At 69.5% G+C, this 15615-nt stretch carries 13 protein-coding genes and 1 riboswitch; of the genes, 8 read left to right on the forward strand and 5 right to left on the reverse strand.

The features are described 5' to 3' along the window. The first annotated feature begins 454 nt into the window (after positions 1-454). The gene (locus ASG43_RS04050; RefSeq protein WP_082490581.1) at positions 455-2404 is read left to right on the forward strand and encodes an EAL domain-containing protein; all 1950 of its coding nucleotides are present in this window, start codon (positions 455-457) and stop codon (positions 2402-2404) included. Positions 2405-2410: 6 nt separating this feature from the next. On the opposite strand, the gene ASG43_RS04055 is transcribed toward ASG43_RS04050, so the two are convergent. Together ASG43_RS04055 and ASG43_RS04060 are read right to left on the reverse strand one after the other, a co-directional pair. Continuing rightward, a complete protein-coding gene (locus ASG43_RS04055) occupies positions 2411-2788 on the reverse strand; it encodes an acyl-CoA thioesterase (protein WP_082490582.1) in 378 nt (125 codons plus the stop codon). Positions 2789-2904: 116 nt separating this feature from the next. Beyond that, a complete protein-coding gene (locus ASG43_RS04060) occupies positions 2905-4077 on the reverse strand; it encodes an alpha/beta fold hydrolase (RefSeq protein ID WP_244487956.1) in 1173 nt (390 codons plus the stop codon). 220 nt (positions 4078-4297) lie between these two features. Continuing rightward, positions 4298-4403, forward strand: a riboswitch (TPP riboswitch). Positions 4404-4465: 62 nt separating this feature from the next. Between ASG43_RS04060 and ASG43_RS04065 the strand changes: the two genes are divergently transcribed. From ASG43_RS04065 to ASG43_RS04095, 7 genes are read left to right on the forward strand one after another with little or no spacing between them, the layout of a single operon-like run. Further along, entirely contained in the window at positions 4466-5302 is an 837-nt protein-coding gene (locus tag ASG43_RS04065; protein ID WP_082490640.1) for an ABC transporter permease, read from the forward strand. A gap of 31 nt (positions 5303-5333) precedes the next feature. Continuing rightward, the gene (locus tag ASG43_RS04070; RefSeq protein WP_056500416.1) at positions 5334-6284 is read left to right on the forward strand and encodes an ABC transporter substrate-binding protein; all 951 of its coding nucleotides are present in this window, start codon (positions 5334-5336) and stop codon (positions 6282-6284) included. Next, complete coding sequence (locus ASG43_RS04075) at positions 6281-7018, forward strand: hydroxyethylthiazole kinase (protein WP_056500418.1); 738 nt, start codon at positions 6281-6283, stop codon at positions 7016-7018. Before ASG43_RS04070 ends, ASG43_RS04075 begins: the two co-directional genes overlap by 4 nt. Beyond that, on the forward strand, positions 7005-7664 hold the full coding sequence (gene thiE / locus ASG43_RS04080) for a thiamine phosphate synthase (protein WP_056500420.1): 660 nt from the start codon (positions 7005-7007) through the stop codon (positions 7662-7664). The genes ASG43_RS04075 and thiE overlap by 14 nt, the downstream gene beginning before the upstream one ends. After that, positions 7661-8476 (forward strand): bifunctional hydroxymethylpyrimidine kinase/phosphomethylpyrimidine kinase, encoded by an 816-nt coding sequence (gene thiD / locus ASG43_RS04085; RefSeq protein ID WP_056500424.1) that lies wholly within the window; start codon positions 7661-7663, stop codon positions 8474-8476. Before thiE ends, thiD begins: the two co-directional genes overlap by 4 nt. After that, on the forward strand, positions 8473-9153 hold the full coding sequence (gene tenA / locus ASG43_RS04090; protein ID WP_056500427.1) for a thiaminase II: 681 nt from the start codon (positions 8473-8475) through the stop codon (positions 9151-9153). The genes thiD and tenA overlap by 4 nt, the downstream gene beginning before the upstream one ends. After that, positions 9150-10142, forward strand: a complete 993-nt coding sequence (locus ASG43_RS04095; RefSeq protein WP_056500430.1) for a TRAP transporter substrate-binding protein — start codon at positions 9150-9152, stop codon at positions 10140-10142. Before tenA ends, ASG43_RS04095 begins: the two co-directional genes overlap by 4 nt. A gap of 2 nt (positions 10143-10144) precedes the next feature. Here ASG43_RS04095 and ASG43_RS04100 read toward each other — a convergent pair whose 3' ends face one another. The 3 genes from ASG43_RS04100 to ASG43_RS04110 form a co-directional block, all read right to left on the reverse strand. Further along, the gene (locus ASG43_RS04100; RefSeq protein WP_056500433.1) at positions 10145-11974 is read right to left on the reverse strand and encodes a TRAP transporter large permease subunit; all 1830 of its coding nucleotides are present in this window, start codon (positions 11972-11974) and stop codon (positions 10145-10147) included. Positions 11975-12179: 205 nt separating this feature from the next. Continuing rightward, entirely contained in the window at positions 12180-14576 is a 2397-nt protein-coding gene (locus ASG43_RS04105) for a methyl-accepting chemotaxis protein (protein WP_082490583.1), read from the reverse strand. A gap of 46 nt (positions 14577-14622) precedes the next feature. After that, positions 14623-15573, reverse strand: a complete 951-nt coding sequence (locus ASG43_RS04110) for a substrate-binding domain-containing protein (protein WP_056500436.1) — start codon at positions 15571-15573, stop codon at positions 14623-14625. Positions 15574-15615 lie beyond the last annotated feature (42 nt).

The raw sequence follows: 15615 nt of genomic DNA on the forward strand, positions 1-15615 counted from the left end.
CCAAATGTCGCCGAGGCAAGTCCGCTGCGACGTCGTCGATCGCGATGGAGTGCCGACGAGCCGATGCGAAATCGTCGTCTCCCAGTTGCCGCGCCGCTGTCGACCGACGCACGAAACGCCGCGAGCGTCACCGATATCGGCACCTGGAACGTTCTCTTCTCCACAACGCGGAAGGCGAAAGGCGGAGCCACCGGATCGGGAGACCGTCGCGTTCGCACGGCCCGCGAACGGCGAACGCGTTCCAGGTCCATCTGGGGAGACCGACGAGGTTCGAGCCGGGTTCATGTCGGACATGGACAGTTCGAGAGGGCGATTGCGCGGCGTGGTCCTTGCAATCGGCGATTTTGTAGCCGTCCTGACATTTTCCATATCTTTGGATTATCAGGGGCCATGATTTTAAACCGCTGCGTCATCTTTGCTTCCTACGATGAGGACGTCTTGATGAGGCTCGTCGATGTTGCGTTGGATACTGTCCTGGTTCTGGATGAGCGGCACGTCGCCGGACATCGCCATGGCGCAGTTCAAGGTTCTGCAGCGGCAGGTTCCGCTGCTCTATGCCCTTCTCAGCGTGAACGCCCTCGCCGTCGCCTACACCCATCACGGCCAAGCGCCGGACTGGATGACGATCGGCGTCTCCGGCGTGCTGGTTTCGGTCAGCCTCGTCCGGCTGGTCGTCTGGGTGCTGCGGCGACATCGTGAAGCGACGGCGGCGGAAGCGCTTTCCAATCTGCGCCGCACGACGATCCTCAGCGTCGTCCTCGCCGTCGCCTACATTTCCTGGTCGCTCAGCCTCAACGCCTATGGCGGCCCCTACGAACATGCCCATGTCGCGATCTTCATCGCGATCACGGTCATCGGATGCATCTTCTGCCTGATGCAGTTGCCGCAGGCGGCGCTGGCCGTCGCGATCGTCGTGACCGTTCCCTATCTCGTCTTCTATCTGCGCCTGAACAATCCGGTCTTTTCCGCGATCGCGCTGAACATGTTCCTCGTGACGCTGGTCATGGTCCAGGTTCTGCTGAACAGCTATCGAAGCTTCATCCAGGTCATCGTCTCGCGCGGCGAGACCGAGCGACTCAGCCGCGAGAACCTGCGTCTGGCCCACACCGACGTCCTGACCGGCCTGCCCAACCGGCGACATTTCTTTCTAGATCTGGAGGAAAGCCTCGACCGCGCCCGGCGAACGGCACGCCCGCTGGCCGTCGGGCTCGTCGACCTCGATCGCTTCAAGCCCGTGAACGATACCTATGGCCACGTCGTCGGCGACCGGCTTCTCGAAGAGGTCAGCCGGCGGTTCGACGCGCTTTCCGCCTCCGGATGCGTGATGGCGCGCCTTGGCGGCGACGAGTTCGGATTCTTCATCGACTGCGACGAGGAAGAGGCCCACCGCATCGCCGCATCGCTCTGCGACACGCTGGCGCGTCCCTTCCAGATCGAAGGGATCACCCTCTCGATCGGCGGATCCTGCGGCGTCGCGGTCTATCCCGACGGCGGGCTCACGACGCATGAGCTTTTCGATCATGCCGATTATGCGCTCTACAAGTCCAAGAGCGCCTGCCGTGGATCGGCGACCTTCTATTCGGCGGATCACGAGACGAAGATCCTGTCCGATCGCGCCGTCGAAGCGGCGCTGCGGGCCGCCGACCTCGAAGCGGAAATGGAGATTCACCTCCAGCCCATCGTCCATGAGCCGTCGGGGCGGGTCGCCGCCGTCGAAGCGCTCGCGCGCTGGAACCATCCGCGCCTGGGGCCGGTCGAACCCGACCTCTTCGTCGCCATCGCGGAACGAAGCGGCCTGATCCACGATCTGACGCTGATCCTCCTCGCGAAGGCCTTGCGGACGCTGACCGAGCTTCCCGGCGGCATGCCGCTCTGCTTTAACCTCTGCGCCCAGGACATCACCAATCCGCAGACGGTCATCGCCATCCTGGCGTTGGTTCGGCGGACCGCGGTCGATCCCTCCCGGCTGACGTTCGAACTCACGGAAACGGCGCTTCTGCGCGACGTCGACGTGGCGAACCGCTCGATCCGGCTGTTCCGCTCCGTCGGGATCGGAATCGCGCTCGACGATTTCGGAACGGGATCGTCGAGCCTCAGCCAGCTCCACCGCCTGCCGATCGATACGCTGAAGATCGACCGCAGCTTCGTGAAGGTCGGTGCAGGTCAGCCCGTTCAGACCATCCTGGCCTCGATCCGCGCGCTCGGGGCCGCGATGACGCTCGACTGTATCGTGGAAGGCGTCGAGACCGGGGAACAGCTGGCGATCCTCCGTGCGATCGGCTTCGAGCGCTTTCAGGGCGATCACTTCGCGGCGCCGATGACGCCGGACGCGCTTCTGCTGTGGCTGGCGGAGCGGAACCGCGCTCTCGCAACGACGGCGACCGGCGAGGCGGAGGTCGGCTGACCGCGATCAGCCGTCGATCGGCCGAGGCTTGCGCAAGGCATCGATCGCCACGAAGGTGAAGAGACCGCGCGTCACCTGTTCGGTTTCCTCGCTTTCCCTCGACCGGCGCCACGCCTCCACCGAGATCTTCATCGAGGAACGGCCGACCGAGACGACCTCGGCGTAGAGGCTGACCTCGTCGCCCACGATCACCGGCTTCAAGAACTGCATCGCGTCGATGGCGACCGTCGCACAGCGTCCGCGCGCCCGGCGAGCCGCGGCGGCGCCGGCCGCCAGATCCATCTGCGCTAGCAGCCAGCCGCCGAAGATGTCCCCGGCCGGATTGGTGTCGGCCGGCATCGCGATCGTGCGCACGGTCGGCGCGGACGCCTGCCGGCGTTCCATGTCCCTGGCGTCTTCCATGCGGTCGCGTCGCTCCGGTGCGAATGCTCTCCGGATAAGGCCGCAAGCGACGGATCGCCGCAAGAGCCACGGAGCGAAAGCCGATCGAACGGCTTCGGTCAGCGCCCCGCCAGAGCGCCTCCGACCAAGGTGAAGGGGCTTGCGATGGCGGCGCCCGCGGCGTTGAAGACGTAGGCGCCCGCCTGCCGCAGCTCGTTCGCCCCGCCTCCGCCCGCTTCGCCGCCGCCTGCCTCGTCGGACGCGGCGTAGACGCCGGCGAAGGACACGAAGCGATCGTGGTTCAGACGGTCGCTCGCGTCGAGCGTGGAGATATCGACGACGCGAAGATCGTTTTCGCGGGCCGCCTCGAGGACGCACGGATCCTCGACATCGGCCGCGCCGATCCGCGGCCGGCCGCCGGCGAGCCGGCTCGATACGGCGAGCGCGCGGTCGTCCTTGGAGACGAGGATCATCATCGGACGCTTCATCGGCCCGACGGTCGCGATCTGCGTGCGGAAAACGTCGACGTCGATGTCGGGCGCGGCCAGCACGACGTCGAGCCGGTCGAGAGCCCGATCCCGCCCGAGCAGCTTCATCTGGCGCAGCGACTCCATCACCAGCCAACCGCCCATGCTGTGGCCGACCAGCGTGACCTTTCGGACCGAGGGCTCCTGCGAAAGATCGGAGAGCACCCGCACCAGATGATCGCGCGAGAAGGTCACGGCGTCCCGGTCGGCGACATAGCCCGCGACCGCGGCTTCCGATGGCCAGGCGAAGAGAACCGGGACGTTTTCGACCTTGGAATCGGCCGAGAGCTGCGCGAGGCGGAACAGCCCTTCCTGCAGGCTGTAATTGAAGCCGTGGACGAAGACGGCGGCTTCGCCGCTTCCCGCCCGAGCGCGCGCAGCGACGCGCCGGCGGAATTCGCGTTCGGTCAGCCGCGTGCGTCGAAGGGTGGCGAAGCTCTTTTCGGGTCCGGGCTCGCGCTCGGACCATTCGATCCTGCCGGGCTCATGTCCGGGGGGGACCGAGATCGTGACCTCGGCATAGGCGAGATCGCGGCCGCGACCGCTGCCATAGGTCGCGGCGCCGACGCCGTCGGCCGCTTCGAGGCGTTCGCGGTCGGTCGCGAGGTAGAGCGTGACGAGACGTGCGCCGGGCACGCTCTTGCCGACCGGCACGAGGGCGATCGCGCCCGGGCGCGTCGCGCATCCGGCGAGACCGAGGGCGAGCACCAGCGTCACCAGGACGAGAAGGAAAAGGCGGCTTGTCCCGGCGTCGGAGATCGTCATGCGCAGTCGCATCCGTTTCGGTCCGGCCTCGACGACCGTCGATCCAGCGAATGGCCGCAATTGCTCGGCAGCACAAGACGGGACAACCGATCCGACGCATCACGTCCCGGCGATCCACCGCCGAGCGATCCCCCTTGGCGTCGATCGATCGGCGGCCGAGGGCGATCGAACGGCACTGCGCATCGCCGTTGACAGGCTGGGCCGCCTCGTTCACCTTCCGCGCCATTCCGAGGGGCGCACTACCTGCAGTGCTGAGATGGCGTCGAGCCAGCACCCTTGAACCTGATCCGGGTCATGCCGGCGTAGGAACGGGAATGGGCATCGAGCCCCCTCACCTTCTTCGCAGCTGCATTCGGATCGTCGTGGATGCGGCGGGCGGCGAATGGCGATGGAACCGACACGAGCGGGCGAAGGCGGAGGCGAGCGTCTCCTCGCGGCGCCGCGCGCTCGAAACGACCGGCGACCCGGCGGAGCGCGCTCGATCGCAGGAGCGACCCTGCGTGCGATCCTGATCGTCCTGATCCTCTGGCAAGCCGCGCTTCTTGTTCTCGACCCGCCCCGCTTCATGCTGCCCGAGCCGCTCGACGTCGTCCGGACGCTGATCGCGCGCTTCGATCTTCTGCTGCGCGAGGCCGCCGTGACGGCCGTCGAGATCGTGCTCGGCCTCGTCATCGGCACCGCGGCCGGCATTCTGGCAGGTCTTGCCGTCGTGATGCTGCCGCGCGTCGGCGCGCTCCTCTGGCCGCCGATCCTGGCGCTGCAGTCCATGCCGGTCTTCGCCGTCGCCCCGCTTCTGGTTCTCTGGTTCGGTTTCGGCCTCGCCTCGAAGGTGGTCATGGCTGCGCTGATCCTGTTCTTCCCCGTCGCGTCCGCGTTCGCCGACGGCCTGCGCCGCACCGATCCCGTCCTTCTCGACGCGGCGGCGCTGACGCAGGCCTCGACCTGGGCCGCGTTCCGCCATGTCCGCATTCCGCTGGCTCTCCCCGCGCTCGTCACGGGCCTGCGCGTCGCAGCGCCCCTCGCGCCGCTCGGCGCCGTGATCGGCGAATGGGTCGGCTCGGCCGGCGGTCTCGGCTTCGTGATGCTCCAGGCCAATGCCCGGATGCAGACCGATCTCGTCTTCGCCGCGCTCGCGATCCTCGCCGTCACGACGCTGCTGCTGCGCGTCCTCGTCGACGCCTTGGCCGCGCGCCTCGCCCCCTGGGCGCCCGAACTCCACGCCTGAAGCCACGCCTGAAGCCAAGAAAGTCATCGACATGCTCCGCAGGACCTTCCTCGCCGCCGGCCTTCTGCTCGCCGGCCTCGCGCTGCCCGTTCGAGCGGAGGCGGCGGAAAAGCTGACCGTCCTCCTCGAATGGTTCGTCAATCCCGACCATGCGCCGCTCGTCGTGGCCCGGGAGCTCGGCCTCTTCGCCAAGGCCGGTCTCGAGGTGGAACTGATCCCCCCGAGCGACCCGTCCGCGCCGCCGCGCCTTCTGGCGGCCGGGCAGGCCGACATCGCGATCCACTATCAGCCGAACCTCTTCCTCGACGTCGCCGCCGGCCTGCCGCTGGTCCGCTTCGGAACGCTCGTCGAGACGCCGCTGAACACGGTGATGGTGCGCGCGGATGGACCGATCAAGACGCTCGCCGACCTCAAGGGCAAGCGTGTCGGCTTCTCCGTCGCCGGCTTCGAGGACGCCATGCTCGGCCGCATGCTGGCGAGCCATGGCCTCTCCGCGGGGGATGTCGAGCTGATCAACGTCAACTTCGCGCTCTCGTCCTCGCTGCTCGCAGGTTCGGTCGACGCCACCGTCGGCGGCTACCGCAATTTCGAACTGACGCAGATGGAAATCGAGGGCCATCCGGGCCGCGCCTTCTACCCCGAGGAGCACGGCGTTCCCGCCTATGACGAACTGATCTACGTCACGCGCCGCGATCTCCTCGCCGACAAGCGCCTGCCGAAGTTCCTCGGCGCGGTGGAAGAGGCGGCGATCTTTCTCACCAACCATCCCGACGAGGCCTTCGCCCTCTTCGTGAAAGCCTATCCCGATCTCGGCGATGCGCTGAACAGGCGCGCGTTCTTCGACACGCTGCCGCGCTTCGCCAAGCGCCCGGCGGCGCTCGATGCCGGTCGCTACGAGCGGTTCGGCGCCTTCATGAAGGAGTCCGGCCTCATCCCGGCGGTTCCCGAGCTCGGCGAGATCGCCGTGGAACTGCCGCGATGACGCGGGCGGTCGATGCGGATGCCTTGGGCGATGTGCTGGCGCGGCTTCGCGAGCGGCGTCCGCGCGTCCACTGCCTCCTCAACACCGTCGTCCAGAACCTCGTCGCGGACGGGTTGACGGCGCTCGGCGCCGTTCCCTCCATGACGTCGAGCCCCGAGGAGATCGAAGGGTTCGTCGCCCGCGCGGACGCCCTTCTCGTCAATCTCGGCACGCTCACCGCCGAGCGCGCCGGCGTGAGCGAGCGGGCCGTGGCCGTCGCGGCGCAGCGGAGCACGCCTTGGGTGCTCGATCCCGTGAAATGCGAGGATTCTCCCGTCCGTCTGGCGCTCGCCCGGCGGCTCATTGCGGCGGGACCCTTCGCCGTCAAGCTGAACGCGAGCGAGGCGGCGATGCTTGCCCCGCAAGGCGGCATCCTCATCGTCGAGACCGGCCCGCGCGACCGCCTCGCCGTCGCGGGCCGCGAGATCGCCGTCGCGAACGGCGATCCCCTCCTGGCGCGCGTCACCGGCACCGGCTGTCTCGCCGGGGCCATCCTCGCGGCCTGCGCGGGGGTCGAGGACGACCCGCTTCTCGCCGGCGCCGCGGCGCTGACCATCCTCGGCGTCTCTGCCGAGATGGCGGCCCCTCGCAGCCGCGGTCCCGGAAGCTTCGCCGTCGAGCTCCTGGACGCGCTCGGTTCGATCGCGCCGTCCGACCTCATCGCCCATGCCAGGATCCACCATGCCGAAACCTGACCTTCGCCTCTACGGCCTTCTCGATGCCTCGCTCGGCGCCGAGCGTCTGCCGATCCTCGCGCGGCAGGCTGCCGAGAACGGCGCGACGCTTCTTCAATATCGCGACAAGACGGCCGGAACGCGCGATCTCGTGGAGAGCGCATGCGCGATCCGCGCGGCGCTGGAGGGAACCGGCGTGCCGCTTCTCGTCAACGATCGCGTCGACGTCGCCCTCGCGGCCGGCGCGGCCGGCGTCCATCTCGGCCGCGAGGACATGGCGCCGGAGGATGCCCGGGCCCTGCTCGGGCCGCGCGCCATCGTCGGCATCACCGTGAAGAACGAGGCGGACGCGCTCGGCGCGGCATCGCCGGCCGTCGATTACGCCTGCATCGGCGGCGTCTTCGAGACCCTGTCGAAGCGCAATCCCGATCCCCCGGTCGGCCTTGCCGGACTCGCTGCCCTGCGCCGCCTCGTCGCCAGCCTGTCGCCGGATCTTCCCGTCGGCGCGATCGCCGGCATCGACGCGGAGCGCTTGGCGAGCGTCCTCGCGGCCGGCGCGGACGGGATTGCCGTGATATCGGCGCTCTTCCATTCCGACGACGTTCCGCGGACGGCCGGAAGCCTGCGTGCCGCCGTCGACGCGGGCCTGTCGGGGCGACCGGCATGAGGTCGACGACGCCGATCGCTCTCACCATCGCCGGCTCCGACAGCGGCGGCGGGGCCGGCATCCAGGCCGATCTCAAGACCTTCTCCGCCCTCGGCGTCTACGGCGCGAGCGCGATCACCGCCGTCACCGCGCAGAACACGCGCGGCGTCACGGCGGTGGAGGATCTGTCGCCCGCCATGGTGGAGGCGCAGATCGACGCGGTGCTTTCGGACATGGCGGTCGGCGCGATCAAGGTTGGCATGGTGTCCCGGGCCCAAACGGCCCGCGCGGTCGCCGGAGCGCTGCGGCGTCACGGCCGCCGCGTCGTGCTCGACCCCGTCATGGTCGCGACCTCCGGCGACCGGCTGCTGCGCGCCGATGCCGTCGCGGCCCTCGTCTTCGAGCTCCTGCCGCTCGCCGATCTCGCAACGCCGAACCTGCCGGAAGCCGCGATCCTGTCGGAAAGCCCGGTGGCCGGCGACGAAACGGCGATGATCGCGCAGGGCCGACGGATCCTGGGGCTCGGCGCCAGGGCCGTCCTCATGAAGGGCGGACATGGAAGCGGTCCGGACAGCACCGATCTTCTCGTCACCGCCGAGACCGTGGATCGCTTTCCCGCGCCGCGGCTCGCCTTGTCCAACGATCACGGCACCGGCTGCACGCTGTCGGCCGCCGTCGCGGCGGGTCTCGCCAAGGGTCTGCCGCTGAGGGAGGCCGTCGGCGAGGCCAAGCTCTATCTCGGCGCGGCGCTCGCTGCCGGCGAGCATCTCCGGATCGGAGGCGGACGCGGCCCGGTCCATCACTTCCATCGCTGGTGGGGAGGCGAAGCATGAGCCGGCTGATCGAACGACTGAAGGCTGCGGCGGGTTCGGAATGGACCCGCTATGTCGAGCACGACTACATCCGCAAACTGGCGGAGAACCGACTGCCCGAGGCCGCCTTCCGGCATTACCTCGTCCAGGACTACCTCTTCCTCATCCAGTTCGCGCGGGCGCAGGCGCTCGCCGTCTACAAGAGCCGGACGCTCGGAGAGATGCGGATCGCCAAGGCCTCGATGTCGGCGATCCTCGACACCGAGCTGGGACTGCATGTGCGCGTCTGTGCCGGCTGGGGCCTTTCGCCGTCCGATCTCGACGAGGCCGAGGAGCATCCCGCGACCGTCGCCTACACGCGCTTCGTCTTGGACGCCGGCATGTCCGGCGATCTTCTCGATCTGCGCGCGGCGCTCGCCCCTTGCGTCGTCGGTTACGCGGAAATCGCCGGCGCGATCGTCGCGGACGTGCGATCCGTACCGGACCACCCGCAAGCGGCCTGGACGGAGGAATATGCCGGGGCCGGCTACCAGGACGTCGCCGAAGCCGCCCGGCGCGAACTCGACCGCCTCGGCGCCGACGGGATCGGACCTGCCCGGATGGCGCGGCTCGAACGCATCTTCACCACCGCCTGCACCCTCGAAAGCGCGTTCTGGCAGATGGCGCTCGACGCCGCGCAACCGGAGTTTGCCACATGATCAACCGACGCCAGGCCTTCGGCGCGATCGCCGCCGCCACGATCGGGCTTCTCGCGGCCCCCGCCGTCGTCCGGCGCGCCAGGGCCGCGGAACGCATCACCGTCGCCTCGCTGCTGGGGCCGGACAAGCCGGAAACGCGGATCTGGCAGGTCGTCGCCGATGCGGTGGAGGCGCGGCTGCCGGGTGCCTTCGCCTTTCGCATCGTTCCGAATGCAGGGCTCGGCGGCGAGCGGGACGTCGCGGAAGGGCTTCGCCTCGGTTCGATCCAGGCGAGTCTCCTCACGGTTTCGTCGCTGTCCGCCTGGGCGCCCGAAACGCAGCTTCTGGACCTGCCCTTCCTCTTCCGCGACGCCGCCCATCTGGCGCGCGTCCTCGAAGGGCAGGTCGGATCCGAGCTCCGGACCCGGCTCGCGGCCGAGCGCTTCGCGGTGCCCGCCTTCGTCGACTACGGACCGCGCAACCTCATTGCCAAGGTGCCGCTGACGACACCCGAAGCCGTCGCGGGCCTCAGGCTCCGCGTGATCCAGAGCCCGCTCCACGCCGCGCTCTGGCAGGCCTTCAAGGCCCATCCGACCGCCATACCGATCCCCGAGACCTACAACGCGCTCCAAAACGGCGTCGTCGACGGCATGGACCTCACCCGCCCGGCCTATGCAAGCCTGAAGCTCTACGAGGTCGTGCCGGTCATGACGCAAACGCACCACATCCGGGCCGCCGGCGTCGTCGCCTTCGCCGGCGCCTTCTGGGAGGGGCTCGACGACACGGCCCGTGACGTCGTCTCGCAAGCCGCCGCCGCCGGCGCCGAGGCGTTCCGCGCCATGATGGAGGAGGAGGACGCCAAGGCGCGGATCGCAATCGAGGCCGCGGGCGGATCGAGCGTGCTGCCGACGGACCGATCCGCCTTCGAGCGCATCGGCCGCTCGATCTGGCCCGCCTTCGCGGATCGTGTCGGCGGCATGGATCGCATCGAACGGACGGCATCGGCCTGACGTCACGCGCGCAACGCCGCCCCCATGCAGAGAAGGGCGAGCGCGGTGAGGAGCGCCGCGAGATAGGGCAGGACGGCCCGGAAGAGTGCGGCTGGCGGGAGACCGGTCACCGAGGCGACGACGTAGACGAGGATGCCGACCGGCGGCGTCAGCCCACCGATCATGAGGTTGACGACGAGGATCACGCCGAAATCCGTGCCGTCGAGGCCTGCCGCGACCGCGAGGGGCACGAGGATCGGCCCGAGGAGCAGGATCGCGGCTCCGATGTCGAGAACGAGGCCGGCGGCGATCAGCACGAGATTGCAGGCGAGAAGGACGCCGACCGGCCCCTCTCCGAGCATCCGCGCCCATCCCGCGACGGCTCCCGCCACGTCGTCCACCGCCAGAAGGAAGGCGAAGGGCGCGGAGGCCGCGATGAGGAGCCCGATCGCGGCCGCCTCCGCGCCCGCCTGAGCGAAGGCGTCCGCGACACCCCTCCAGCCGATGCCGGCGACAAGGGCGAGACAGAGCGTATAGGCTGCCGCCAGCGCCGCCGCCTCCGTCGTCGTCACGATGCCGAACCGGATGCCGGCGACGACGATGATGCCGAGACCGAAGGCAGGCAGTGCCCCCGCAAAGGCCGTCCGTCGCTCGGCCGCGCAAGCACGGGGCTCGGGGACCGAGTCACGCGCCCGCAGCCGGATCGCGACCGCGAGCGCCAGCGCCATGACGCCACCCGCGGCGAAGCCGCCGACGAGCAGACCTCCGATCGACAGATCCGTCGCCGAAGCCAGCAGCAGGAAGGCGATCGAGGGCGGGATGACGTTGTCGAGCGTCGAGGTCGCGGCGATGATCGCGCCGGCCTCGGCGGGCCGCGTTCCACGCCGGACGAGCTCCGGGACGAAGGTACGCGCGCCGAAGGCCGCATTGGCGATGGAGGATCCGGACGCGCCGGAAAACAGCACGCTCGTCAGGAGCGTCGTCTGCGCGAGCCCGCCGCGCGTGTGGCCGACGAGCGCCGAGGCGAGCCGCACGAGCGCGGTGGCGGCGCCGGACGCGGCGAGCAGCCCGCCGACGAGCAGGAAGAAGGGCACGGCGAGGAGCAGGAATTTCGAGGCGCCCGACATCGCGTTCGCGACCAGCGCCGCGCCCGGCAGGACGCCGCCGAAGGGCGCGGCGGCGAAGGCGGCGGCAAAGAGGACGTGCGGCAACGGTGCGCCGACGAGGAGCCCGCCGGCGGCCACCAGCGCCGCGACGAGGCTCGGCGCGATATCGAGATGTGGCGCGCTGGCGTGGAGCGCTCCGCCGATCGCGGCGGCGAGGAGAAGGGCGGCGACGAGCGTTCCCGAACGTCGCTCGTCGAGCCGGCGCAAGGCCAGAGCGAGAAGCGTGGTGCCTCCGGCGATCGCGAAGAGGACGAAGCGCAAGCCCTCGGGCAGGCCGAGCGCAGGCGAAAGCCCGCCGATCTGCAGCGCGGCCTCGGAACCGCCCGCGATCAGGACGCCGGCGGACGACACCACGACGGCATCGGCCAGGGCGTCCGCATAGGCCCGCGCGACGCCCGGCCATTGCGCGACGGCGACGTCGAACCGCATGGCGAGCGGTCCGTCGAGCGCGAGCGGAGCACCGAACGCGATCAGGGCGAGGAACAGCCAGAGCGCCGCCTCCTCCGCTCCGAAAAGCCCGCTGCCGAACCCGTAGCGCAGCGCGACCGCCGCCATCACGTCGAGGAGAAGCAAGGCGAGGAGCAGCCCGCAAACGGCCCGGAGCACGGTCTGGAGGAAGGTGCGAGCCCGGCCCGCTCCGCGGACGCCGAGGGTTCGATCGCCCACAGGGTCCGGCCCGCGCGTCATGCCGACGGACCTTCGCGCCCGGCCGCCGCTTTCGCGACGATCCCGGCCTTTTCCCGGCCGGAGCGACGACGGCGAACGGCCCCGCCGAAACTGTTGATCAGATGCATGGGCGCTCCGGCTCGGCTCAGGCGCTCCCTATAGGCCAGGGCAGCCAGCTTGCGCATCCCCCGCTCCGGTCCGGAGCGGCAGGCGCGGTGCGGTCCGATCAGAACTCCGCCCAACCCTCTTCCTCGACGATCGGCGCCGGGCGAGGCGCGGCGCCCGAACGGCCGGAATGGCGCATCTCGGCGAGCGCAGCGCCGGGCCGAGGCGTTGACGGCCGGGCGACGGTCGGACGCGGTGCCGACGCCGAAGCTCGGGCGCTCGCGCCACGCGGTTCCGATGGCCGCGGCTCGGTCGGTCGAAGGTCCGGTGCCCTTGCCGTCGAGGGCGGCGTTCCGACGGGTCTTGGCGCCGGCCGCCGGATTGGGCCCGCCGAGGTCTGGCCGCCTGAGGTCTGGAAGCGGCCGAGGATCTCGCCGAGGTCGGCCGTTTCGCCGGCCAGCATCCGTGCGGCCGACGTCGTGTCCTCGACCATCGCCGCGTTCTGCTGCGTGACCCGGTCCATGGCGTCGGCAGCGCTGGAAATCTCGCCCAGACTCGTCGCTTGCCCGCGCGCCCCGCTGGCGATCTCAGCGACCACGGCGCTGACATGGCCGACCTCGGCCACGATCTCTTGGAGCGAGCGCCCGGACGCCGTCACGAGGTCGACGCCGTCCTTGACCTGGCTGGATGAGGCCGAGATCAGGGCCTTGATCTCCTTGGCGGCATCCGCGGAGCGCTGGGCGAGACCGCGCACCTCCTGCGCCACCACGGCAAAGCCGCGACCCGCTTCCCCTGCGCGGGCCGCCTCGACGCCCGCGTTGAGGGCGAGAAGATTGGTCTGGAAGGCAATTTCGTCGATGACGCCGATGATCTTGCCGATCTTGCCCGACGAAGCCTCGATCTGCGACATGGCCCCGATGGCCCGTCCGACGATCTCGCCGCCGCGCTCGGCCTTGGTCTTGGCGCTCGATGCCGCCGCATGCGCCTTGCCGGCATCGTCCGCGGTGCCGTTGACCCCGATCGTCACCTCAGACAGCGCCGCGACGGTCTGTTCGAGGTGGGCCGCCTGCTGCCGCGTGCGGTCGGCGAGGTCGCGCGAGGCCATCGCGATCTCGCCGAGCCCGGCGTCGATCGAACCGATCGAACCGCTGACGGACCCGACGGCGCCTTCGAGGGCGGCGATCGCCTGGTTGAACTCGTCGCGAAGGCTGGCGAAGGACGGCTCGACCGCGCCGATCCGCACCGTGAGGTCGCCCCGCGACAGGCCTTGCAGGGCTGCGGCGAGTTGCCCGAGCATCGCCTGCATGGCGGAGGTTTGCATCGCCTTTTCCGCTTCGAGCCGCTGGCGTTCCCGCTCGATCTCCGCGCGGCTGCGCTCGGCGTCGTGCTGTGCCGCGACGTTCGCGCGGCCCGCCTCTTGGAAGACGAGCAGCGAACGCGCCATCGCGCCGAGTTCGTGTCCGTGCTCCTTGCCCGGCACCGGAACGTCGGCCTCGCCGCGCGCGATGTGCTGCATCAATTCCGCCATGCGGCGCACCGATCCGGCGATGACCCGTCCCACGAGATAGGAGAGGACGAGGCCGACGGCGATGAGAAGGCCGCAGATGACGAGCGTCGAGACGCGGGTCGAGCGCGCCAGGGCCTCGGCGGCAGGCTCTACGTCGCGCTCGCGAGCGACGATCGATGGCCCGATCGCATCGAAGGCCGTCGCGATCTTCGCGGCAAGTGGCTTCAGGGTTCCGGTGCCGATCGCCGCGCTGTCGACACGGATCGCCTCGGCCTCCGACAGGCGCGCGCCGTAATGGGTGAGAAGGTGCTGCACGGATCGCGCCCGCTGAACCTGCGTCTCGTCCTTCAGCGCCGCTTGCAGCGCCGCATGTCGTTCGATCGCGATCGCGAGCTTGGCCTTGGCGTCCTCGTAGGCGGCGGCATCGCCGGCGCGGACCGAGCGCTCCGCCGAAACGAGGCTCTCTTCGACGGCCTCGCGCGCGGATCCCGCCAGATACAGCGTCTCGGCGTCCCCGGCTCGCCACGCCGATCGCATGATGTCCGACAGCGCCACCGCGCTCCAGGGTCCGACATCCCTCACCTTGTCGATCACCAACGTGCGCCGGCCCTGCATCTGAACGAGGCGCTCGAAGGCCTCGCCATAGGCGACGACGTCGCGGCGCATGTCCGCGAGCGCCGTGGCGAGCGCGGGATCGGCATCGAAAACGGCCTGCACGGAGGCGTCCTGCGTCGACAAGGCCGCAACGGCGGTCCGCAGGCGATCCACCGAGGCGGCATCGCCCGACAGATCGAAGGACAAGGCGGCGTTCTCCATCTCCTGGAGCATCTGGCGACGGTCGCCGACGACGAGACCCTGGCCGGCGATCTCGCGATAGGTCGAGAAGAGCGCGGAAATTCCGTCGACGCCCCGGATGGCGTTGACGGACATGAACACCATCAGAGCGATGAGCGGGACGAAGCCGAGCGTGATGCGGCTTCGGATGCCGAGGCGGTTCCACATGTCGGTCATTCCAACGGTCGTCGAGAGCGTCTGGGCAACGAGATCGAGGCCAAGGTCATCGAGCGGCGAGATAGGTGTCGACGTTCGCGCGCGTCACGAGTTCGAAGGGCACGAAGATCTTCGCGGGAACGATGCCGCCCGATGCGAGAGCCAGCGCCGCGTCGAGCGCCGCCTCCCCCTGTTGCTCGGCGTTCTGAAGGACCGTCACCTGCATGTCGCCGTCCCGGACCGCGACGAGGCCGTCCTTCGTCGCGTCGATTCCGGCGACGATCATCTCGTCCGTCCAGGCCGCTCCCGCCTTCAGTCCCTCGATCGCGCCGAGCGCCATCTCGTCGTTGTTGGCGATCACCGCATCGAAATCGGCGCCGGCCTCGAGCCATTCGGCGACGAGCGTCTGGGCCTGCTGGCGCGATCCATTGGCCGATTGGCGCTCGACGATCCGGATCCTCGAGCAGTCCTTCCCGGACACGACCTCGTCGATGTCGCGGGTGCGGGCGCGCGCGGCAGAGTGCAGGAGCTCGCCCATCACGACCGCGATACGGCCCTTGCCGCCGAGGAGACGGCAGACCTCCGCGGCCTGCAGCGTCCCCGATTCCCGCTCGTTCGACCCGACATAGACCTGCCCTTCCGGAAGCTCGTCGACATGGATCGGTTCTTTGTTGAGAAAGACGAGCGGAATGCCGGCTTTGCCGGCGAGCTGGCTCATGGGCATCCCCTGCTCGGCGTCGATCGCGACCACGATCACCGCATCGACCCGGTCGGCGATCAGCCCCTTCAGGAGGTCCATCTGCCGATCGGCATTCCCCTGAGCGTCCTCGACGGCGAGGTCGACTTCCCCGAGCGAGCCGGCATGGTCCTCGATCGACAGGCGAAGGAGATTCATGAAGTCGTCGGACCGGGACAGGAGGAGCCCGACCGTCTTCGCGTTCGCTGGCGTCGTCAGAAGAAGCGCGGCGGCGCCGATCACGGCAAGCCAGCGAATGACCGCCCTGTGACCATTCCACATCGTTCGAATCGTCCTGCACCGGAAGAACATCGTTCGCGCGAG

The organism is Aureimonas sp. Leaf454, assembly GCF_001424685.1.
Classification (GTDB): Bacteria; Pseudomonadota; Alphaproteobacteria; order Rhizobiales; family Rhizobiaceae; genus Plantimonas.